We start from the raw sequence: 21,530 nt of genomic DNA, 5'->3' as shown, positions 1-21,530 counted from the left end.
ATGCTCTCCTCCACCTTCATGCAGCGCGCCCTCATCGTCGCGGTCCTGGTGGGGCTCGCCGCCCCGGTGGTCGGCACCTACCTCGTCCAGCGACGCCTCACCCTACTCGGGGACGGGATCGGCCACGTGGCTCTCACCGGTGTGGCCCTCGGCTGGCTCGCGGCCAGCGCCGCCGGCGCCATCGACAAAGATGCCTGGGCCGTCCCCGGCGCGATCATCGCCTCGGTGGTCGGCGTCCTCCTCATCGAGTGGATGCGCACCCACGGCCACGCCTCGGGCGACGTCGCCCTCGCCATGCTTTTCTACGGCGGCATCGCCGGCGGCGTGCTCCTTATCGGCATCGCCGGGGGCACGACGTCGAACCTCAACGCCTACCTCTTCGGCTCCATCTCCACCGTCACCAGGACCGACACCTACCTCACGATCGGACTGACCATCGTCATCCTCGCCGTCGGGATCGGGTTGCGCCCCGCGCTCTTCGCGTTGTGCCACGACGAGGAGTTCGCTCGCGCGTCGGGCCTGCCCACCGGCCTGCTGTCGATCCTCATCTCCGTCACGGCGGCTCTCACCGTGGCCCTGGCCATGCGGATCGTGGGAGCGCTCCTCGTCTCGGCACTCATGGTGATCCCGGTGGCGATCGCCCAGACGCTCTCCCGCTCGTTCAAAACCACGATGCGGGCCGCTATGGCCATTGGGGTGGTCGTGGCAGTCGCCGGCCTCGTCATCACCTACGTCAAGCCCTGGTCCCCCGGCGCCACCATCGTCGTGCTCGCGGTGGGCCTGTACGCGATCGTCGTCGCGTTGCGCCCCCTCGTCATGCGGGCCCTCAAGCGCGATGTGCACCGCCACCCGCACCCCCACCACGCTCCCGACGTCAAGGTCAACGTTGACTGCGACACCGCGCCGCTACGCTAGGATAGAGGCGGAGGTTCCCCATGAGAATGACTAGGCAGCGCAACGCGATCGCCACCTTGCTGGAAGAGACGGAAGAATTCCTGCCCGCCCAGCGCATCCATGAGCTGTTGCTCGAACGCGGCGAGAAGGTGGGGCTGGCCACCGTCTACCGCAACCTTCAGGCACTCGCCGAGCAGGGAAGCGTGGACGTGCTACGCCAGGAAGGCACCGACGTCCAGCTCTTCCGCCACTGCAAGGACGACGGCCACCACCATCACCTCCTGTGCCGCAGCTGCGGGCGCACGGTTGAGCTTTTCATCCCCCAGCTCGAGGACCTAACCAAGGGCGTCGCTAAGGAACACGGCTTCACCGACATTTCGCATGACATCGAAATCTATGGCCTATGCGCTAATTGCGCGGAAGACGCTGCCAGCTAACACTTTCCTTTTTCCCTGAGTGTCGCGTAGTGTAGGCCTGGTGGGACTTATTGACGCGATCGCCGAATTCGTCCGGAGCGGGCCGGTGGCTTTCGTGTACCTCTTTTTCCTTTTCGGCGCGTTTTCCCGCTCGCAGGCGATCTACTGGCTCGGCCGCTACATGGGGTCCTTCATCATGAAGCGGGGCCGGCCGCACGGCGGCTGGCGCGTGCGGATGTACAACCGCATCCACGCCGATTCCACCCAGAACGCGATCGCGGCACTTCGCCGGCGCGGGTGGCCGATGATCCCGTTCTCCTTCGTCACGGTAGGCCTCCAGACTCTCATCCAGCTCTCCGCCGGGGTCATCGCCATGCCCTGGCTGCGCTACTCCATTGCGAGCATCCCGGGCGCGATCGCCTGGGCCCTCATCTACACCACGATCGGCTGGGCCGTGTGGTCCGCCGCCTTCCGCGCGGCCACGGGCTCGCCCTGGGCCCTGCTCGCCCTCCTCGTCGCCGCCCTCGCCCTCGTGTGGCGGCGCACCCGCAACACGCCCACCGCGGCGTAGCCCTGGCCGGCTTCGGGCCGTGCCCGTGAGACAATAGAGTCATGGAAGAAATACCCGTACGCCTGCCGATTAAGCTCAGCCAGTTCCTCAAGCTCGCCAACCTTGCCGAAACCGGCGGGCACGCCAGCGAACTCATCGCCGCCGGCGAGGTTGCAGTCAACGGACAGGTGGAGACCCGCCGCGCCCACAAGCTCGCCGCTGGCGACGTGGTCGAGGCCGGCGGCTACCGCGCCAAGGTGATCGAAGGCTAACTACACCACGCAGTCCCGCCCGAGTAGCACCTTGAGCTCCGTGTAGAGCGACGGCTCCGGGGAGACCCAGAAGTTGCTCGCAACCTCGGCCACCACGGTCTTGTTCGGCGCGGCACACCACACGTGTAGACGCACCGGCGACTGGCCCGGATAGCGGGCAAGGATCTCCGCCAGCTGATCCATTTTCACCGCGCTACACGCCCGCTCGTCGATCTTGATGTCGATCGGGTGGTCCAGCTCGATTTCGCCCGCCGGCGGCAAGGTCATCGTCCTGGCAGACAGCTTGACCGGCCCCTCATCTTCGATCTGGGCCCGGGCCTCTACGATGACTACCGCGTCCGGGATCAGGATCGAAGACACCTGCTGATAGGTGGCCGGGAAGAAGTTGACGTCGATCGGGCCGGTGCGGTCCTCGATCGTGGCGATCGCCCACGCCTTGCCCGACTTCTTCGTGATCTTCGTTTGAACGGCGGATATGAGGCCCGCGATCGTCACCATCTGCCCGTCACGCACGTTGTCTGATTCGAGCAGGTCAACCACCGTGGTGTCCGCGGCGCGGTTGAGGAAGTTCTCCATGCCCGATAGCGGGTGGTCCGAGACATACAGGCCGAGCATCTCCCGCTCGAAGTTGAGCTTTTCGCGCTTGTCCCATTCGGGGATGTCAGGGATCGCCACGTCGAACCCGTCGCTACCGCCAACCCCCAGGTCTCCGAAGAGATCGAACTGGCCGGCCGCCTCGTTGCGCTTGACCGGGATGACCGCATCGATCGCCTCCTCCACGATCGCCACGAGCGCCCGGCGGCACTCCCCCAGCGAGTCAAAGCCACCCGCCTTGATCAGGCACTCGATCGAGCGCTTGTTGCAGGCCGACAGCGGGATCTTGTCCAGGAAGTCCTGGAACGAGGTGAAGGGCCCCTTCTCCTCGCGCGCCTTGATGATGCCGTCCACTACGTTCGCGCCCACGTTGCGTACGGCCCGCAGGCCCACGCGGATCTCATCGCCGACCGCCGTGTAGTCGGCCAGCGAAGTGTTGACGTCCGGCACCTGCACCTTGATGCCCATGCGCCGGCATTCAGCGAGATAGGTGGCCACCTTCGTCTTATCCGACATCTTCGAGGTGAGCAGGGCCGCCATGAATTCGGCCGGGAAATGGGACTTGAGGTAGGCCGTCTGGTAGGACACCAGCGCATAGGCCTCCGAATGCGACTTGTTGAAGGCGTAGGAGGAGAAGGGCAGCAGGATGTCCCACAGGGTGTCGATCGACTCCTGAGAGAACCCGTTGTCCCGCATACCTTGGGAGAAGCTGGCGAACTGCTGCTGGAGCACCTCGGCCTTCTTCTTGCCCATCGCCTTACGCAAAATATCTGCCTGGCCCAGCGTGAAGCCCGCCAGCTTCTGGGCGATACGCATCACCTGCTCCTGGAACACGATGAGGCCGTGGGTAACGCCCAGGATGTCTTCGAGGGCCTCCTCCAGCTCCGGGTGGATCGGCGTCTTTTCCTGCAGCCCGTTCTTGCGCAGGGCGTAGTTCGTGTGCGAGTTCGCGCCCATCGGGCCCGGGCGGTAGAGGGCGGAGACGGCCGAGATGTCGGCGAAGCTGTCCATCTTCATCTGGCGAAGCAGCGTTCGCATGCCGGCGCCATCGAGCTGGAAAATGCCGAGCGTGTCGCCGCGAGCCAGCAGCTCGTACGTCTTCGGATCATCCAGCGGGATCGCGTCAATATCCGGGGCATCCTTTCCGTTGACCCGGATGTTTGCCAGGGCCGCCTCGATCACCGTGAGGTTCGACAGGCCGAGGAAGTCCATCTTGATCAGGCCCAGTTCCTCGCACTCAGGGTATTCGAACTGGGTGAGGATCGCGCCGTCCTGCTGGCGCATCATGACCGGAATGACATCGGTCAGGGGCTTGGAGGACATGATGACGGCGCAGGCGTGCATGCCCGTCTGCCTAGTCATTCCCTCCAGGCCACAGGCCAGGTCATAGACCTTCTTGCAGTCCGGATCGTTGTCAATCAGTTCGCGGATCTCCCCCGCCTCCGCATACCGCGGGTGATCCTTGTTGAACAAGTCATTGACCGGGATGTCCTTGCCCATCACCGACGGCGGCATCGCCTTGGTGAGCCGATCGCCCATCTCGAACGGGTAGCCGAGCACGCGAGAGGCATCCTTGAGCGACTGCTTGGCCTTGATCGTGCCGAACGTGACCACCTGGGAGACCTTGTCCTTGCCGTACTTGTCCTCCACGTACTCGATCACCTCGTCCCGCCGGCTATCGTCGAAGTCGATATCGAGATCGGGCATGGAGATGCGCTCCGGGTTCAAGAACCTCTCAAAGAGCAGATCGTGCTTGATCGGATCGAGCTGGGTGATTTCGAGTGCGTAGGCCACCATCGATCCCGCACCCGATCCGCGCCCCGGGCCCACGCGGATCCCGTGCCGCCGCGCCCAGCGGATGTAATCCGAGACCACCAGGAAGTAGCCGGGGAAGTCCATCTGCAAGATGACGTCCATTTCGTAGTCCGCGCGCTTGCGCACGTCATCCGGGATGACATCCCCGTAGCGGCGGTGCAGCCCGTCATTGACCTCCCGCACGAACCACGACTTCTCATCTTCCCCGCTCGGCACCGGGAACTTGGGCATGTAGTTCACGCCGTCGGCCGTGGTGTCGAAGTGGACGTTGCAGCGCTCCACGATCTCCAGCGTGTTCTCGCACGCGCCCTCGAGGTGGCCGAAAGAATTCCACATGTCCTCCGAGCTACGGATGTAGTAGCCCGTACCCTCGAAGCGGAAGCGGTCCGGATCCATGAGCGTGGAGCCCGAGTTCAGGGCGAGCATCGCGTCCTGCACCGTGGACTGATCCTGGGTGACGTAGTGCGAATCGTTCGTGGCCAGCAGGGGCGCCCCGATCTGGCGCGCGATCGCCAGCAGATCGTCCTTAACCCGGCGTTCGATATCCAGGCCGTGGTCCATGAGCTCGAAGTAGAAGTTCTCCTTGCCGAAGATGTCCTGGAACTCGCCCGCAGCCTTCAGCGCCTCGTCAAACTGGCCCAGCCTCAGCCTGGTCTGGATCTCCCCCGACGGGCATCCCGCCGTGCCGATGAGCCCGTGATGGTATTTCTCCAGCAGCTCCCTATCGATGCGCGCAGCCTTGCCGAGCGTGCCCTCGATCGAGGCGAGGGACTGCATGCGGAACAGGTTGTGCATGCCCTCCGTGGTCTCCGCCAGCAGCGTCATGTGCGTGTAGGAGCCACGCGCCGACACGTCGTCCTTCCGCTGGGCTTCCGTGCCCCAAAATACGCGTGTCTTATCGTGGCGGGAGGTGCCCGGCGTCATGTAAGCCTCCAGCCCGATGATTGGCTTGATCCCCGCGCCGTTTGCCGCCTTGTACAGTTCGTAGGCGCCGTGCAGATTCCCGTGGTCGGTAATCGCCACGGCAGGCTGGCCAAGCGCCGCCACTTCCTTGACCAGGCGCCCGATCTTCGCCGCTCCATCGAGCAGCGAGTAATCGGTGTGGACGTGAAGGTGCGCGAAGTTCTTAGCCATGGGATTCAGTCTAGCGAGGGCCTCCGGCAAAGTTCTCGGAGCCCGATGTGATCCCACCTAACCGCACCGCCGCCCGCAATTCTACTGGGCCTCGGCGCGTCGCAGTGTGAGGACCATGTCCTGGTGCCAGATCCCCTCGTCCAGGTAGCGCTCCCGGTTCACGACGCCGTAGCCCAGGCTTGCGTAGAAACCCATCGCGCTCTCCTGGGCCGACAGCTCCACGCGAACGTCGTCACCCGCCACATCAAGCGCCAGCTCGTGCATCGCGTTCATCAGCGCACGGCCCACCCCGGTGCCGCGGGCCCAAGAATGGACCGCCACGCGGCCCACGTGCACGTGCCCGGCCTCGTCGATCAAGAGCCGGGCAGTGCCGGCGTCGTGCCCGCCCACCTCAGCCAGGACGTGGCGGGTGGGCGGAGCGAAATCGAGCGCGTCGATCTCGTTGGCCGCCTCCACGTGCTGCTCGTCGACGAACACGGCCATCCGGATCGCGAAGCAGCGCTCGAGCTCCTCGCGGGTGGTCACCTGCCAGACCCTCACGGCAGGCCGTATCCCTCACGCACGGTCGTGAGCGCCCGGGCCAGATCCTCCGCGTACGGCGACTCGAACTCGATGTAATGCCCTGTGGTTGGATGCTCGAAGCCGAGCTTGACGGCGTGCAGCCACTGCCGCTCCAACCCGAGCCGCTCGGCCTGCACCGGATCCGCGCCGTACATGACATCGCCCAGGCACGGGTGCTTGATGGCGGACATGTGCACGCGGATCTGGTGCGTGCGCCCCGTCTCCAGGTGAACCTCCACGAGCGAGGCCCCGGGCATCGCCTCGATCACGTCGTAGTGCGTGATCGCATGCTTGCCGTCCGCGCGCACGCCCATCTTCCACTGATGGCGCATGTCGCGCCCGATCGGCGCCTCCACCGTGCCCGACATGGGATCGGGGTGGCCTTGGATGAGCGCGTGGTAAACCTTCGTGACCGTCCGCTCCCGGAACGCGTGCTTGAGCCCCGAATAGGCCCGCTCGGACTTGGCCACCACCATGGCCCCCGACGTGCCTACGTCCAGCCGGTGCACGATCCCCTGGCGCTCTTGTGGGCCCGACGTCGTCAGCCGCACCCCCGAGGCGAGCAGTGCGCCCAGCACGTTGGGCCCCTCGAAGTTCTGGGAGGCATGGGCGGCCACCCCCGCGGGCTTGTCCACTACGATGATGTCCTCGTCCTCGAAGATCACGCCCATGCCCGCCACCGGCGTCTCGCGCACGAGCGGCTCCTCAACCGGCAGTTCCACCTCGAGCACACTACCCGGGCCCACCTTGGTCGAGTTCTTAGGGCGGGCACCGTCGAGCAACACGTCCCCGCGCTCCACGAGCTCTGCGCACTTGGCCCGCGAGAGCCCGGTCATCGTGGCAAGGGTGGCATCGACGCGGCCGCCGGCCAGCCCGTCGGGAACGAGGTAGGTGTTCACTGGGTTTTCTCCGGGGTGCGTCCGAATTCGTAGGCGAGGAGGGCCACCACGCCCACCACCAGCGCGATGTCGGCCACGTTGCCCACGAAGTAGCCGTTGTAATCGATCATGTCCACCACGTGCCCGCTGGGGAATCCTGGCTCCCGGAAGAGCCGGTCGATCAAGTTGCCCACGGCGCCGCCCCAGACAAAGCCGAGGATGATCGCCGGCACCTGCGCCGAGCGCGCGATGACCACGGGCAGGCCCACGCTCACCACCGCGGCGATCGCCGTGATCACCCACGTCATCGAGTTGCCAAGCGAGAACGCGGCTCCTGAATTGAACACGAGGCGCAGCGACAGGAAGGAGCCGAGGAGCTCAATGCGTTCCCCGCCGCCGAGTGCGCCGAGTGCCCACTGCTTGACCAGCTGGTCGATCGCAATGGTGAGAAGGCCAAGAATAAAGGGAAGGGATTTCTTCATCTCACAAACAAGAAGAGGAGGACACAGCCGCGCCCTCCTCCCCCGAAAAACGAGTTACTGGTTACCCTGCATCTCAACGTTCTGCAGCAGCGACTCGAGGTAGCTGCGCAGGCGCGTGCGGTAGTCACGCTCGAACTCACGTAGCTCGGAGATCTTGCGCTCGAGCAGGGAGCGCTCCTCCTCCAGCTTGGTGAGCGTGCGGTTGTGAATGTCCTCCGCTTCGGTGATGATGCGGGTGCGCTCGGCGTTCGCCTCGGAGATGATGCGCTCCTCCTCGGCCTTGCCGTTAGCCACGTGCTCGTCGTGAAGACGCTGGGCCAGAGCGAGCATCGAGGTGGCGTCCGTGACCTCGTTCACCGGCTGGTCAACCTGGGCGAACTGGGCGGTGGAGGTGGCGTCCGACGGCGCGGCCTGATCGGACTGCGGGGTGGCAAGGCCAAGCTGGTTCTCGAGCTCCGTGATGCGAGCCTTCGCTGTCTGCAGCTGGGCCTCGAGCTCAGCCTTCTCCTTCGTCAGGGCCGCGATCGTTTCGGCGACCTCGTCGAGGAAGAAATCGACCTGATCCTTATCGAAGCCATCCTCGGCGCGCTGGGGTTCATTGAAGCGCATATTGACGACATCGTGCTCGGTTAGCTGAGCCATGTTCTTCACCTCGTGATCAATAAAGAATTGTTGCGGAGGGCATACCCGCGGTATAAACCCTCGTCTCGGCTTAGACTACTAGACCTGCGCCCCTTATACATAACGATTAATCGACTACCCGCGCGCCTCAACCGTTTAACACGTCACAGTTTTCGGCTCTAGCACCCGAGCGAAAGCCCACGTCCCACTCTCGCTACCGCGCGGATCCTAGAGCAGGTAGGCGAAGCGCTGGATCACCTGGACAGCAATGAACAGCACGATGAAGCCCAGGTCGAGGCTGACCCCGCCGAGGTTGAGCGGGGGAATGAACTTCGCCAGGAGCTTCAGCGGAGGGTCAGTCAGCTTGTAGATAAGGTTGGCGAGGACCACCAACGCTCCCGAGGGATACCAATCCCGCGAGAGAATCTGGACGAAATCCAGCACAACACGCCCGATGAGGACGAGGACGTAGAGCTGGCACGCCCAGAACAGGACTAGCCCAAAGATCGTCATCAGGAGAAGGCGCGCGGGGCTTCAGTGCCGTAGGAGTCGATCTTGACCGACTTCGGGGTCAGAAGGAAGACGTCCTCGGAGATGGAGTTGAAGGAGCCCTCGAGGCCGAAGGTGAGGCCGTAGGCGAAGTCCACGATGCGCTTGCGCTCGTCATCGGCGGCCTCGGACAGGTTGAGCACCACCGGCAGACCGTTGCGGAACTCGAGCGCGAAATCGGCGGCGTCGCGGAAGCTAGAGACCCACACAGTGACGATGCGCGCTACTTCGGGAGCCTGGGAGACCGGGCGGATCGGGCTCACGCTTTCGTAGTCCTCATCCTCCGGGTAGTCTTCGTACTCGTCGTAATCGACGTCGTCGTACTCGTCCTCCGGCATGGCCTTCGCTGCAATCTTGTCAAACAGACCCATGGGTGCACCTCTCTCGCATTGGCTGACTCTAAACTATTAGAGAAAACCGGGATTTCCGTGAGCGTCACGGGCGTGTCGCAAGATCTGAAGCACACCGGCGAAGCGGCCCGTCTGGGTTCCGGCGTGCGTGGCGCGGCGGTGTGAAAAATGGTCGGCGGATTCGTACGTGCACACGTCCGAGCGGTAAATCTGGCGTACACCGCACGCGCGCAGCTGGGCCTCCAGGCCCGCGGGGATGTCGAGCGAGGGTGTTCCCGACGACGTCGTGGCGAGACTTTCCGGCCACCTCCCACCGACCTCCTCGGCCAGTTCCTCCGAGACCTCGTAGCAGCGCCCGCAGATCGACGGGCCGAGGATCGCGATGACCTCCCCCTCGAGGTCGGCAACTGCGGACGGGCCGACGCCGAGGTCGAGCCCCGCGCGCCCCACGTGCACCACGGCGCCGCGTTGTCCGCTTTCCTCGACGAGGATGAGCGGCACGCAGTCGGCCACCATGACGGCGCCCACCTGCCCCTTGCCAAGGGCGATCGCGTCGGCCTCACCCACCTCGAGCCAACCGAAGCGCAACCGCGCGTCGAGGGCGTCGACGATGCGGGACCCGTGGACCTGGTCCATCCACGTGATCTCCTGGCCGATGTAATGGCCCAGTGCCAGGCGGTTGGCGTGGACATGAACCGGGTTGTCCCCCACGTGTATTCCCAAGTTGAGCGAGGCGTACTCGCCCGTCGACGACCCGCCGTGAACCGTGGTGAAACCGGCCCTCACGCCAGGCGGCAGCGGGCCCTCGAACCAGTCAATCATGGAAGAAGACACCCTCTCATTTTGCCAAAAAATCCCCGGCGCACATTCGCGCGCCGGGGAATAGGTTGGAGGAAGAAACTATTCGTCGCCGAACAGGAAGGGCGGGATGTCGAGGTCCGGGCGCTGGCGCTTCGGCTCCTCAACCACGGGCACCTCAAGCGGGGTGCCGCTGACCGCCGGGCGGTGGGCCGTCTGCACCGGCTCCTCCTGCTGGTAGGCCTGGCCCGGGGTGCGCTCCTCGGTGGCGGGCGGCACGGTCGGGACAGCCGGGGCGGACGTGGCGGCCTGCTGAACGGGAGCCGCCGGGGCGGCCGGGGTGTCGAGTAGCACGTCGTCGGCCTCGTCGAAACCAGCGGCGATCACGGTCACGCGCACGTCGTCGCCCAGCGACTCGTCCACGATGATGCCGATGATGATGTTCGCGTTCGGGTCCACGGCCTCCTTGACCATCTGCGCCGCCTCGGACTGCTCGCGCAGGCCCAGGTCGGTAGAGGAGGTGAAGGCGAGGAGCACGCCGTGAGCGCCGTCGATACGGGCCTCCAGCAGTGGGGAGGAGATTGCGTTCTCGGTGGCGCGCAGCGCGCGGTCCGGGCCATTGGCGGTGCCGATGCCCATGATCGCGGTACCGGCGTCCTTCATTATGGTCTTCACGTCCGCAAAATCGACGTTGACCACGCCCGGCATGGTGATGAGGTCGGAGATGCCCTTCACGCCGTTCTGGAGCACCTCGTCCGCCAGGCGGTAGGCCTCGATGATCGACAGGTCCTCCTCGGTCACCTCAAGCAGGCGATCGTTGGGGATGACGATCAGGGTGTCGACGGCGTCGCGAAGCTCTCGGATGCCGTCGTTAGCGTTGCGGGAGCGCTGGAGGCCCTCAAAGGAGAACGGGCGGGTGACCACGCCCACGGTGAGCGCGCCCTGCTCGCGGGCGGCACGCGCGATGACGGGAGCGGCGCCGGTGCCGGTTCCGCCGCCCTCGCCGGCGGTGACGAAGACCATATCCGCGCCCTCAAGGGTGGAGACGACGACGTCGAGGTTCTCCTCGGCAGCGCGCTTTCCCACCGTGGGGTCAGCGCCGGCACCCAGGCCGTTCGACACGTCGCGGCCGATATCAATCTTGGTTTCGGCCTCGGACTTGGCCAGGGACTGGCTGTCGGTGTTGACGGCGATGAAATCGACGCCGGCAAGGCCGTCCTGGATCATGCGATCGACAGCGTTGACGCCGCCTCCGCCGACCCCGACAACCTTGATGCTTGCAGAGTTGTTCAGAGCGTACATGTATCTTCCTTCCGAACTTCAAGTTCTACTTGAAGTTTTCTGTCTCCAACCTCGCGAAAAAGGTAGAGATCTCGGAAGGCAAATTCAATGACCTCGCCGGTGTGTTGCGAGATTCATCGGCTCACAGGCGCGTCCGGCACGGACACGTCGAAGAAGCTCGCCTGCTGGGTGAGCAGAACGGCCAGCACCTGGGCCTTGAACTCCCCGCGCTCGAGGCTACCCCAGTAGACCTGGCGCCCCTCGGTAAGGTTGAGCGTAACCAGGTTGCCCTTGGCCACCGACACCTCGGTCACCTGCGCGAGCACGGCCTGATCGAGCGCGCTCAAGACCTCGAGCCCGTCCGAGATGGCCTCGGCCGGGTCCAGCCCGTCGCTCGCCCCGATGCGCGGCAGTCCGGCCGCAACCTCGGGCGGCACCGTGAGCTTCGTCCCGTCCGCCGTCACGGCGCTACACGAATCCTTCGGGCCCAGGCATGCCACCGGCACCGACTCGGTGATCTCGATGCTCAGCGCGTGGCGGTAGTCCTTGGTCACCGTGGCCGAGGCGACCTCCGGGATGTCCCGGATATCTCCGGCGAGGGCCTCGGCGTCGAGAAGTACGAGGTTCTGACCGTCGTGTGCAGCCACGAGCTGTTCGAGCTGCGTTCGGTTGACGATCGAGGTTTCTGCGTATCCCGAGATCTGGTCTGTTGAGTACTGGTAGCGCAGGAGCGGGGAGGCGAGCACGATCCAGGCGAGCAGGGCGAGAAGGCCGACGACGCCTGCGCCGAGCCCAGCCCGCCGCAGGCGCACCCGCCGCGCCTCACGCTTGCGCTCCACGCGCCGGGCATCCAGCTCCCCCTCGTCCGCGCGCCTCGACGCCAGACGGCCGCGAAGCTCACCCCCGGCTGCCCGGGCCGACTGCATGAGGCGGCTGAACGCCCCGGGGCGCGCGAGCGCGCCGGGGTCCTCCGCACGGCCTCGCTCCCGCCGCATCTCCACGGGCTCGAGGTCTTCAGCCTCGGGATCCTCAGAGGCGGCGGAGTCCCCCGCCTCCGCGCTGTCCCAGTCGCCGCTCGCCCAATCCTCGGCCTCCCACTCGTCGGCGTCCCACTCGTCGTCGAGCGGCACCATCGGTGCCGTGGGGATGTAGTCCTCAGCGCTCGGACGCGGCCGGCGCAGCTCACCCCCGCCGTCACGATCGGTGGGACCGGTGAGCTTGCGCGGCTTCTTCGGTTGCCGGGGAGCCCTCATAGCGCCTCGAGTACGACGTCGGCTAGCTCGGTCACGTCGCCGGCGCCCATCGTGATGATGATGTCTCCAGGCGCCGACAGCTCGGCAATCCGGCGCGCGGCCTCAACGCGATCAGGCACCAGCTCCGCACCCGGCAGCTGGTCGGCGATGACATTCGACTCCGCGCCATCCTCCGGCACCTCGCGCGCGGCGTACACCGAGGTGAGGACCACCGAGTCCGCCAGCGCGAGCGCCTCGGCAAACTGCGTGGCGAAGATCTGCGTGCGCGAGTACAGGTGGGGCTGGAAGAGCACCCGCACGCCCGCGGCGCTCTGCTGGCGAGCAGTCTCGAGCGTGGCGCGCACCTCCGTGGGGTGGTGGGCGTAGTCATCGATGACGCGCCGGCTCGCGACCTCGCCGCGCAGCTCGAAGCGCCGCCCGGTGCCGTGGAAGGTAGCAAGGGCCGCGGCCATCTGCGCCGGATCCTCGCCCAGCTCGATGCCCACCAGCAACGCGCCGGTGGCGTTCAAAACGTTGTGCTGGCCCGGAACGGACAGCGCCAGGTCGATCGGCTTGCCGCGGAAGCTCACGCGTGCCCCATCGCCCGTGTCCTCGATCCGGGCGTGGTTCTCCAGCCCGTCCCCGCGCCCGTATGTCCACACGCGGATCCCCTCGGAGCGCGCACGCTCCCCCAGCTCAAGCGCGTCCTCACTGTCCGCACAGCACACGATCAGGCCGCCAAACTCGATCCGGCGGGCAAACTCCACGAAGGCCTCGAAGAAGGCCTCCTTCGAACCGTAGTGGTCGAGGTGGTCAGGCTCCACGTTCGTCACCAGCGCCACGCGCGGGCGGTAATTGAGGAAGGAGCCGTCCGATTCGTCAGCCTCCGCAATGAACATCTTGCCCGTGCCCAGGTGCGCGCCGGAGGCACCGCCGGCCAGGCGTCCCCCGATCGCGCGGGAGGGATCGCGCCCCAGGGATGCGAGAGCGACCGCGAGCATACCCGACGTCGTCGTCTTCCCGTGTGCCCCGGCCACCGCCACGAAGTCTTTGTCCGCCGCCGCGATGGCGAGGGCCTGGCTGCGGTGGATGATCTCCTGGCCGCGTTCGGTGGCAACCATCAGCTCGGGGTTGTCGGCCTTGATCGCGGTGGAGACCACCACGGTGGCAGCCGGATCCACGTGCGCCGCGTCATGGCCCACAAAAACCGTGGCGCCCGCAGCCTTCAACCGCTGCAAGTTCGCCGAATCCTGCCGGTCAGAGCCGGTGACGGCCTCGCCGCGCTCGAGCAACAGCTCACCCACAACGCTCATGCCCGCGCCGCCCGCTCCAATGAGGTGGTACATCATCGCTCCTCCGCCAGGCGCATCGCGATACTGGCCAGGCGGCTGGCCGCGTTTAGCGGCGAGACGCCCTTGGAGCGCTCGGCCATCGTCTCCAGCTGATCGCCCTCGAAGAGGGGAAGGATCGCGGAGCGCACCTTCTCGGCCGTCAGCGCCTTGTTTTCGATGAGAATCGCTCCCCCGGCGCTCACCACGTCGCGCGCGTTGAGCGCCTGCTCGCCATTGCCCACCGACAGCGGCACGAAAACGGCCGGGATGCCGAGCGCAGACAGCTCCGCCACCATGCCCGCCCCCGAACGGGAGACCGCCAGGTCCGCCACCGCGTAGGCGCTCTCCATGTCGGACAGGTAGTCGAGAACAACGTAGCCCGGGTCGGGCGCGGCCGCGCGGACGGCGTCGTCCTTGTCCTTGCCCGTGATGTGAAGGACCTGGACACCGGCGGCCCGGATGTCGGCGGCGGCCTGGGCGAACACCTCGTTCATGTGGAGGGCACCGGACGAACCGCCCGTGACCAGCATGATCGGCGACGCCGGGTCGAGCCCGAAGCGCGCGGCGGCCTCCTCACGCAGGCTCTTCCTCCCACCCGGGCGCGCCGAGAGCTGCTCGATCGCACGCTTGAGGGGAAGGCCCACGCTCACCGTGATGCCCTTCGCAGCGCGCAGCGGAGTGGAGGGGAAAGTGAGGGCCACCGTGGCCGCGAAGCGCGCTCCAAGCTTGTTCGCCATGCCCGGGCGGGCGTTGCCCTCATGCACAATCACCGGGATCTTGCGCTTGCGTGCCGCGAGGTAGACCGGGGTGGACACGTAGCCACCGAAACCAATGACCACCTCGGCGTCGTGGCGCTCAAGGATCTCCCCCGCCGCCGCGATCGCACCACGGAAATTCATGGGAAAGCGCACCACATCCAGGGAGGGCTTGCGCGGCAACGGCACCCGCGGGATGGTCTCTAGCCGAACGTCGGCCGCAGGAACCAGGGTGGTCTCAAGTCCGGCGGCGGTGCCCACCGCCACTACCTGCGTGCCCGGGTATTCCTCCGTAATGGCGTTGGCCGTGGCCAACAGAGGGTTGACGTGGCCGGCCGTTCCCCCTCCCGCAAGTATGATTGCCATTATCGATTGCTCCTCACTACGGTCCGGATTCGTTGCACAAGCCTACCGCGAACCCGCCAGCTCTCCCGAACCCCCGGCACGGCCAGTGCGGCGGACATGACGCACCCCACCATCGCCAGCGTGGCGAGCATGGACGATCCGCCCATGGAGATGAAGGGCAGCGGCACGCCGAACACGGGAGCGAGGCCGGTGACCACGTACATGTTGGCCAGCGCCTGCCCGCACAGCCACAGCGCCGCACCCGCGGTCATGAGCTGGGCGTACCTGTTGGGGTGCTTGCGGCAGATCTCCACCAGGCTCCAGCCAAGCGCGAGGAAGAGGACGATGACGGTCACCGTGCCGAGCAGGCCAAGCTCCTCGCCAATGACCGCGAAGATGAAGTCGGTGTGGGCCTCGGACAGGTCGCGCCACTTCTCCTTGCCCGCGCCGATCCCGGCGCCCGTCAGCCCGCCCGTGCCGAAGGCGAACTGGGCGAAGTCGGACTGCTTGGGCAGGTGGGTGTCGGGCAGGGTAAACAGGTCAGAGACGAACTCGCCGATGCGGCGCAGACGCGAGGGGTTGGCCGCCACCATGGCACCCACGCCCAAGCCGCCGAAGAACGCCACGATCCCCAAATGCTTGAGCCGCAGGCCCGCGAGGAAGAACAGGCCGCCGGCGATGAGAATATAGATGAGGCCCGTTCCCACGTCTCCGCCAGCGAGCACCAGGCCCACCGCCACGAGGAAGCCGAGGGCTGGGATCCACAGCGTGCGCAGGTCCTCGACTTCCTTCAGCTGAAGGCGGGCGAGCATGTGGGCGAGCCACAAAACGAGCGCGAGCTTGATGAACTCCGAGGGCTGGACCGTGATCGGGCCGAGCGAAAGCCAGTTGTTGTTGCCGGCCACGCCCCCACCCTGGGCGAGCACGCCAATCTGGAGCAGGCAACCGATGGCAAGGAAGAGGTGCACGAAGCGCCTGGTCACCTGGTACGGGATGAGCGCCATGACGATGAGGCCCACGATCCCGATGAGGGTGGTGAGCGCCTGGCGGGTCGCCACAGAAAATAGCGTGAGGTCCGGGTTGGCGTCCACCGCCCGGATCGAGCTAGGGGCCGTGGCCGAATACACCATGACCACGCCAAAGATCGTGAGGAGGAACGTGGAAGCGACGACCACCACGAGCGCCCGCTGAATGTCATCGCGGCGGGTGAGCTCGCGCTCCGAGAGCGCCGGACTATCAATGCTCGTCATCGTCACCGCCCAGCCTCGCCGCCGCCGCAGCGAACTTCTCCCCGCGCTCGGCGTAGGAGGCGAACTGATCCTGGGAGGCGCAGGCCGGCGCCAAAATGACCGTGTCGCCCGGCTGGGCAAGGTCGGTGGCCGCCCCGACCGCGTCATCCATCGGCGCGTCAGCATCCTCGGCCACGTAGTGGACCGGTACCTCGAGGCCGGCAAGCGCCGAGCGCCACGGCTCCTGATCACGCCCGATCACGACGACGGCGCGCAGGTTCGCGGCCACCTTCGCCACGAGCGCCTCGAAGCGGGCACCCTTGGCCAGCCCGCCCACGATCCACACGGCGTTTTCGAGCGCGCGCAGGGAGGCCTCGGCGGCATGGGCGTTGGTGGCCTTCGAGTCATCGACGTAGCGCACGCCGCCCACGTGGGCCACGGTCTCGATGCGGTGGTGGCCGCCCGTGAACTCTCGTAGCCCCTGGCGCACCGCCTCCGGCTCCACCCCGACCGCGCGCGCGAGTGCCGCGGCGGCCAGTGCGTCCTTGGCGATGTGCACGGGCAACGCCGTGCCCTCGGGGGCGAGGTGAGCGATGTCGGCAACATCGAAAAGCACCTCGGCGTGCGTGTGGCGGCGGGGAATGAAGGCGCGGTCCACGGCGTGCTCGTCCACGAAACCCAGCTGGCCCACGGACGGCACTCCCATCGACAGCCCGATCGCACGGGCTCCCTCCACTACATCGGCGCCATCCACCATCGCCTGCACCGTCTCATCCCCCACCGGGTAGAGGCACGCCGCGTGCGTGTTGGTGTAAATCCGGGCCTTCGCATCCCGGTAGTCGGCGAAAGTGCCGTGCCACTCGAGGTGGTCGTCGGCGATGTTGAGGCACACGGCCGCGGCCGGCTCCATTGAGTAGGTGGCGGCCAGCTGGAAGGAGGACAGCTCGAAGGCGAAGACCTCCGGCGCGTCCTCACTCGTCTCGCTCACGGCCGTCACGGCCGGGGTGCCGACGTTTCCGACGGCGAGCGCCCGGCGCCCGCCCGCTCGGAGGATTGCCTCGGTCATGGTCACGGTGGTCGTCTTGCCGTTTGTGCCGGTGATGCAGAGCCAAGGCGCGAAGACGCCGTCGTGCGCGGCACGCAGGTGCCAGGCAAGCTCGATCTCGGACCACACGGGCACGCCGGCTGCGCGTAGCGCCTGCCACTCGGGGCCGACCTGCCGGAAGCCCGGGGCGATAATCACTAGGTCCGGGCCCCAGGAGAGCAGCGCCTCAAGCAGGGCGGCCGGATCCGCCTCCGAGCCACCGTCCAGGTGGGCGTAGGGTTCGCGGGCCGACGGATTCGCGTCCCACGCCGACAGCACGGCCTGCGTGTGCCGCGCGAGCGCGTCAAGGGAGGCCCGGCCGGAAATCCCCAGGCCGAGCACCGCCACGCGCATGGAGGAAAACTGCGCCGCGCCGGGAATCGAACGCGTCATTGCCGCGCCAACCATTCTGCGTAGAACAGGCCAATACCGGCGGCCGCCATGAGAGCCTGGATGAGCCAGAAGCGCACCACGATCGTCACTTCCTTCCAGCCCTTGAGCTCGAAGTGGTGGTGCAGCGGCGCCATCCGGAACACGCGCTTGCCCGTGGCCTTAAACACACCGATCTGGATGACGTCCGACATGACGATGATGACGAACAGGCCGCCCAGCATGACGCCGAGGATCTCGGTGCGGGTGAGGATGGTGAGCCCGGCGAACGCGCCGCCGAGCGCGAGCGAACCGGTGTCCCCCATGAAGATCGCGGCCGGGGAGGTGTTGTGCCACAGGAAGCCCAGGCACGCGCCCACAATCGCGGCGGCCACGATCGCCAGGTCGCGCGGGTCGCGCACGTCGTAGCAGCCCGGGGCGGGGTTCACCACTGACGAGCACGTCTGGTAGGACTGCCAGATCGTGACGAAGGCGTACCCGGCGAACGCGATCGCGGATGCGCCAGAGGCAAGGCCGTCCAGGCCGTCGGTGAGGTTGACCGCGTTCGACCAGGCCGTGATGAGGAAGTTGGCCCAGATGATAAAGAGGATCAGACCCACCACGATCCCGAAGTGGGCAAGATTAATGTTCGTGTCGCGCACGAAAGAGATCCGGGTGCTTCCGGGCGTGCGGTTGTAATCGTTGCGGAACTGCAACACTGCCGCTGCGAACGAAATGCCCACCACCGCCTGCCCGATGATCTTCGCGATCGGGGTCAGGCCGAGCGAGCGTTCGTTGCGGATCTTGGCAAAATCGTCGAAGAAGCCAATGAGGCCCATGCCCACCATGAGGCCGAGCAGCAAGACGCCCGAGGCGTTCGGGCCGCGCCCGGTGGCGATGTTCGCCATCGTGTAGCCAACGATTGTGGCGAAGATGATGACGATGCCGCCCATCGTGGGCGTACCACGCTTAACGAGGTGCGTGGTCGGTCCGTCCTCGCGGATGAACTGGCCATAGGAGCGTTTCCGCAAGAAACGCACAAGCACCGGCGTGCCGAGCAGCGCCACGAGCAGCGATGCCGCCACCGAGATGAGAATTGCGAGCATTTAGTCCTCTCTCACCAGCGCGTCAGCCACGCGCCACACGCCCGAACCGTTCGAACCTTTTAGCAAGACTACGTCACCTTTGGCCAGGATCGTGGTAGCCACGTCGAGCGCTGTTTCAGATGAGGCGGTCTGTGTGGCGAGCCCGGCCGCGGCCGCGGCGTGCGTCAGGGGCCGTGTTTCTTCGCCGACGCCGATCACGACGTCGACCCCGCGGGCGGCGGCATAGTGCCCGATCGCCTCGTGCTCGGCATCCGCGTCCGCACCGAGCTCGAGCATGGCGCCAAGGATTGCGACCTTGCGCCGGCCCTCCCCAAGCCGCTCGAGGGCGTCGAGCCCGGCCCGCATGGAATCGGGGTTGGCATTGTACGAATCGTCGATGATGAGGATGCCGCCGCGCTCGGAGACAGACATGCGGTGCGGGCTAGCCGCGCCCGTCTCGCTCAGCACGCGCGCGGCCTCCTCCACGCCAATCCCGTAGTAGTCGGCCACGGTTGCGGCGGCCAGTGCGTTGGACACGTGGTGCTCGCCCACGAGCGCCAACGTCACCGGCGCACGGCCGGTGGAGGTGACGAGCACGAAGGTGGCCCGACCGGCGTCGTTAACGCTCACGTCCTCGGCATGAACGCCGGGAAGGGCCGGGTCGCCGAAGAAGAGCAGGTCGCGATCGGTGAGCTTGGCCATGGCCCGCACTCGCTCGTCAAGGGCATTGAGGATGACGGTGCCGCCCTCGCGCACGCCTGTCACCATCTCCGACTTGGCCTTGGCCACGTTCTCGATCCCACCGAAGTGGCCCAGGTGCGCGCGGGCCACGATGAGGACCACGCCCACGTCGGGCGGCGCGATCGAGGTCAGGTAGTCGATGTTGCCCATGTGGTCGGCGCCCATCTCGAGGACGAGGGTGGCGGTATCGGCGCCGGCGCGCAGGACGGTGAGCGGCAGGCCGAGCTCGTTATTGAAGGAGCCGGGCGGGGCGATGATCGGCCCGCGGATCGCCAGCAACGCGGCGAGTAGGTCTTTCGTGGTGGTCTTGCCCACCGAGCCGGTCACAGCCACCACCTGCAGGCGCGGGTTCGCCTCGCGCGCCCGACGCAGGCTTTCGCGGGCCAGACGGCCGAGGGCCGCGAGCACGTCGTCGACCACGATGAGGCGATTGGCCGGCGCCCCGGAGGCGAGGGCCACCTCGCGGCCGGCGGTCATGACGGCGCTGGCCCCGGCCTCAATGGCCTGGCCCGCCAGCGTGGAGCCGTCCACGCGCTCGCCTGCGATCGCCACGAAAAGCTCCCCGCCGCGGATCTGACGCGTGTCGGAGACAACCGCCACCACCTCGCCGGTGGCCGGCGCCTCGATGCGGCCACCGGCGTCCGCCGCCGCCTGTTCGATCGAGATCGGAATCATTCGCCCTCCCTGAGCCTCAGCGCCGTGCGTGCCACCACGCGGTCATCGATGTCGATGGCGCGGCCCGCGACGTCCTGAACCGTCTCGTGCCCGCGCCCTGCAATAAGGATAGTGTCATCCTCCCCCGCGCCCATGATCGCCGAGGTGATGGCCCGCTCACGGTCGCCGATCTCGGCGTAGTCAAAGCCCGCCGGAATCCCCTCGATCATCTCAGCCCGGATTCGAGCCGGGTCCTCGGTGTGCGGGTCGTCGTCGGTGATAATCAGGTAGTCGGCGTGCTCGGCCACGGCAGCAGCCATCATCGGGCGCTTGCCCCGATCCCGATCACCCGCCGATCCCGTCACGACGACGAGGCGCCCGCCACGCGCGGCGCGCAGCGACGTCATCGCCTTGACCAGGGCGTCGGTGTTGTGCGCGAAGTCCACCACGGTGTAGGGACGCTCCCCCACCAGCTCCATGCGACCCGGGATCGCCGGGCTGATCCCGCGCTCGCCGAGGGCTGCCGCCAGTTCCTGCGGGGCCACCCCCGATTCCATCACCATGACGGCGGCCAGCGCGGCGTTGGCCACGTTAAAGTCGCCAGGCAAGCGGGTGAGCGTCTCCAAGCTTCCGAGCGGGCCGGTCAGGCTGATCGTCTGCACGCCCGTCTCGAACGCCGAGGTGCCCTGCCAGTCGGCGTCGTTACCCCGAACGGAGAGGGAGACAACCGCGCCCGGCCTGCGCCCCGATACCTCGCGAAAGAGCCGGCGCCCCCACTCGTCGTCGACCATGATGACGCCGCGCGCCGAGTGCTCCTCGTCGAAGAGCAGCGCCTTGGCCTGGAAGTACTCCTCGAAAGTCTTGTGGTAGTCGAGGTGGTCCTGGGTGAGGTTCGTAAAGCCCGCCACGTCGAAGCGGATGGGGTTCGTGCGGCCCTGGGCGAGGGCGTGGGAGGAGGTCTCCATGACGAGGTCGGTGCCCCCACGGGCCACGAGGTCGGCCAGCATGCGTTGGAGGTCCACCGGCTGGGGCGTGGTCAGCTGCGCCGGCATCGCCTCCCCCGCGATCCGCACCTCGACCGTGCCGATGAGGCCGGTGGTGCGGCCCAGGCGGGCGAGCGCGTCCTCGATCATGTAGGCCGTGGAGGTCTTGCCGTTCGTGCCGGTCACGGCGAAGGTGGTGAGCCGCTCGTCCGGGCGGCCGAAGCAGAAGGAGGCCACGAGCCCGGCCACGCGCGCCGGGTCGGCCACAACGAGCACGGGCACACCGACGTCGCCCGCAATCTCCGCGCCCTCGGCGTCGGTGAGCACCGCGGCGGCACCCGCATCGACAGCGGCGCGCGCAAAGCGGGCGGCGTGCACAGTGGCGCCACGGACTGCCACGAAGAGGTCACCCGGGCGGACCTGGCGGTTGTCGGCGCACACCCCCGTGACCGATCCGACCGCGGGGGCGATGTGCAAAAGCTCGGCGAGGTCGGCGAGCTCAGTGAGCGATGGAGGCATCATTTTTC

General features: G+C 66.9%; 21 protein-coding genes. 4 read left to right on the top strand and 17 right to left on the bottom strand.

Annotated elements, in window-relative coordinates; translation table 11 throughout:
• From HMPREF3174_RS07225 to HMPREF3174_RS07210, 4 genes are read left to right on the top strand one after another with little or no spacing between them, the layout of a single operon-like run.
• On the top strand, nucleotides 1–915 hold the full coding sequence (locus tag HMPREF3174_RS07225) for a metal ABC transporter permease (RefSeq protein ID WP_062612683.1): 915 nt from the start codon (nucleotides 1–3) through the stop codon (nucleotides 913–915).
• 26 nt (nucleotides 916–941) lie between these two features.
• Complete coding sequence (locus HMPREF3174_RS07220) at nucleotides 942–1,331, top strand: Fur family transcriptional regulator (protein WP_306467460.1); 390 nt, start codon at nucleotides 942–944, stop codon at nucleotides 1,329–1,331.
• Nucleotides 1,332–1,371: 40 nt separating this feature from the next.
• Complete coding sequence (locus HMPREF3174_RS07215) at nucleotides 1,372–1,881, top strand: DedA family protein (protein WP_168160571.1); 510 nt, start codon at nucleotides 1,372–1,374, stop codon at nucleotides 1,879–1,881.
• A 41-nt stretch (nucleotides 1,882–1,922) separates the two neighbouring features.
• Entirely contained in the window at nucleotides 1,923–2,132 is a 210-nt protein-coding gene (locus HMPREF3174_RS07210) for an RNA-binding S4 domain-containing protein (protein WP_068538387.1), read from the top strand.
• On the opposite strand, the gene dnaE is transcribed toward HMPREF3174_RS07210, so the two are convergent.
• The 17 genes from dnaE to HMPREF3174_RS07125 all read right to left on the bottom strand — a co-directional run bounded on the left by dnaE (nucleotide 2,133) and on the right by HMPREF3174_RS07125 (nucleotide 21,525).
• Entirely contained in the window at nucleotides 2,133–5,675 is a 3,543-nt protein-coding gene (gene dnaE / locus HMPREF3174_RS07205) for a DNA polymerase III subunit alpha (RefSeq protein ID WP_070448294.1), read from the bottom strand.
• Nucleotides 5,676–5,756: 81 nt separating this feature from the next.
• The gene (locus HMPREF3174_RS07200; protein WP_201783125.1) at nucleotides 5,757–6,215 is read right to left on the bottom strand and encodes a GNAT family N-acetyltransferase; all 459 of its coding nucleotides are present in this window, start codon (nucleotides 6,213–6,215) and stop codon (nucleotides 5,757–5,759) included.
• Complete coding sequence (locus HMPREF3174_RS07195) at nucleotides 6,212–7,072, bottom strand: RluA family pseudouridine synthase (protein ID WP_371258051.1); 861 nt, start codon at nucleotides 7,070–7,072, stop codon at nucleotides 6,212–6,214. Before HMPREF3174_RS07195 ends, HMPREF3174_RS07200 begins: the two co-directional genes overlap by 4 nt.
• Before the next feature lie 59 nt (nucleotides 7,073–7,131).
• On the bottom strand, nucleotides 7,132–7,596 hold the full coding sequence (gene lspA, locus HMPREF3174_RS07190) for a signal peptidase II (protein WP_062612195.1): 465 nt from the start codon (nucleotides 7,594–7,596) through the stop codon (nucleotides 7,132–7,134).
• A 54-nt stretch (nucleotides 7,597–7,650) separates the two neighbouring features.
• Complete coding sequence (locus tag HMPREF3174_RS07185) at nucleotides 7,651–8,238, bottom strand: DivIVA domain-containing protein (protein WP_062612681.1); 588 nt, start codon at nucleotides 8,236–8,238, stop codon at nucleotides 7,651–7,653.
• Between the two features lie 207 nt (nucleotides 8,239–8,445).
• Complete coding sequence (locus tag HMPREF3174_RS07180) at nucleotides 8,446–8,730, bottom strand: YggT family protein (RefSeq protein ID WP_062612193.1); 285 nt, start codon at nucleotides 8,728–8,730, stop codon at nucleotides 8,446–8,448.
• Complete coding sequence (locus HMPREF3174_RS07175) at nucleotides 8,730–9,137, bottom strand: cell division protein SepF (protein ID WP_062612191.1); 408 nt, start codon at nucleotides 9,135–9,137, stop codon at nucleotides 8,730–8,732. The genes HMPREF3174_RS07180 and HMPREF3174_RS07175 overlap by 1 nt, the downstream gene beginning before the upstream one ends.
• A 36-nt stretch (nucleotides 9,138–9,173) precedes the next feature.
• Nucleotides 9,174–9,950, bottom strand: coding sequence for a purine nucleoside phosphorylase YfiH/LACC1 family protein (locus tag HMPREF3174_RS07170; RefSeq protein WP_143601938.1), 777 nt, complete (start codon nucleotides 9,948–9,950; stop codon nucleotides 9,174–9,176).
• A 66-nt stretch (nucleotides 9,951–10,016) separates the two neighbouring features.
• Nucleotides 10,017–11,216: a cell division protein FtsZ gene (ftsZ, locus tag HMPREF3174_RS07165; protein ID WP_062612188.1), complete on the bottom strand. Its 1,200-nt coding sequence runs from the start codon at nucleotides 11,214–11,216 to the stop codon at nucleotides 10,017–10,019.
• 113 nt (nucleotides 11,217–11,329) lie between these two features.
• Entirely contained in the window at nucleotides 11,330–12,448 is a 1,119-nt protein-coding gene (locus tag HMPREF3174_RS07160; RefSeq protein ID WP_070448293.1) for a cell division protein FtsQ/DivIB, read from the bottom strand.
• The gene (murC, locus tag HMPREF3174_RS07155) at nucleotides 12,445–13,776 is read right to left on the bottom strand and encodes a UDP-N-acetylmuramate--L-alanine ligase (RefSeq protein WP_070445376.1); all 1,332 of its coding nucleotides are present in this window, start codon (nucleotides 13,774–13,776) and stop codon (nucleotides 12,445–12,447) included. The genes HMPREF3174_RS07160 and murC overlap by 4 nt, the downstream gene beginning before the upstream one ends.
• On the bottom strand, nucleotides 13,773–14,879 hold the full coding sequence (gene murG, locus HMPREF3174_RS07150) for an undecaprenyldiphospho-muramoylpentapeptide beta-N-acetylglucosaminyltransferase (RefSeq protein ID WP_148132194.1): 1,107 nt from the start codon (nucleotides 14,877–14,879) through the stop codon (nucleotides 13,773–13,775). The genes murC and murG overlap by 4 nt, the downstream gene beginning before the upstream one ends.
• On the bottom strand, nucleotides 14,879–16,108 hold the full coding sequence (locus HMPREF3174_RS07145; RefSeq protein ID WP_062612179.1) for an FtsW/RodA/SpoVE family cell cycle protein: 1,230 nt from the start codon (nucleotides 16,106–16,108) through the stop codon (nucleotides 14,879–14,881). The genes murG and HMPREF3174_RS07145 overlap by 1 nt, the downstream gene beginning before the upstream one ends.
• Nucleotides 16,095–17,564, bottom strand: coding sequence for a UDP-N-acetylmuramoyl-L-alanine--D-glutamate ligase (gene murD / locus HMPREF3174_RS07140; RefSeq protein ID WP_210382942.1), 1,470 nt, complete (start codon nucleotides 17,562–17,564; stop codon nucleotides 16,095–16,097). Before murD ends, HMPREF3174_RS07145 begins: the two co-directional genes overlap by 14 nt.
• A complete protein-coding gene (gene mraY, locus HMPREF3174_RS07135) occupies nucleotides 17,561–18,646 on the bottom strand; it encodes a phospho-N-acetylmuramoyl-pentapeptide-transferase (protein WP_062612175.1) in 1,086 nt (361 codons plus the stop codon). Before mraY ends, murD begins: the two co-directional genes overlap by 4 nt.
• Nucleotides 18,647–20,041: a UDP-N-acetylmuramoyl-tripeptide--D-alanyl-D-alanine ligase gene (murF, locus tag HMPREF3174_RS07130; RefSeq protein ID WP_070448291.1), complete on the bottom strand. Its 1,395-nt coding sequence runs from the start codon at nucleotides 20,039–20,041 to the stop codon at nucleotides 18,647–18,649. It abuts the gene before it with no gap.
• Entirely contained in the window at nucleotides 20,038–21,525 is a 1,488-nt protein-coding gene (locus tag HMPREF3174_RS07125) for a UDP-N-acetylmuramoyl-L-alanyl-D-glutamate--2,6-diaminopimelate ligase (RefSeq protein ID WP_070445384.1), read from the bottom strand. Before HMPREF3174_RS07125 ends, murF begins: the two co-directional genes overlap by 4 nt.
• Between the last annotated feature and the right edge of the window lie 5 nt (nucleotides 21,526–21,530).

It is taken from the genome of Trueperella sp. HMSC08H06 (genome assembly GCF_001808465.1).
Taxonomy (GTDB): Bacteria; Actinomycetota; Actinomycetes; order Actinomycetales; family Actinomycetaceae; genus Trueperella; species Trueperella bernardiae.
Note: the sequence above shows the minus strand (reverse complement) of the source record. Positions and strands in the feature narration are given on the sequence as shown.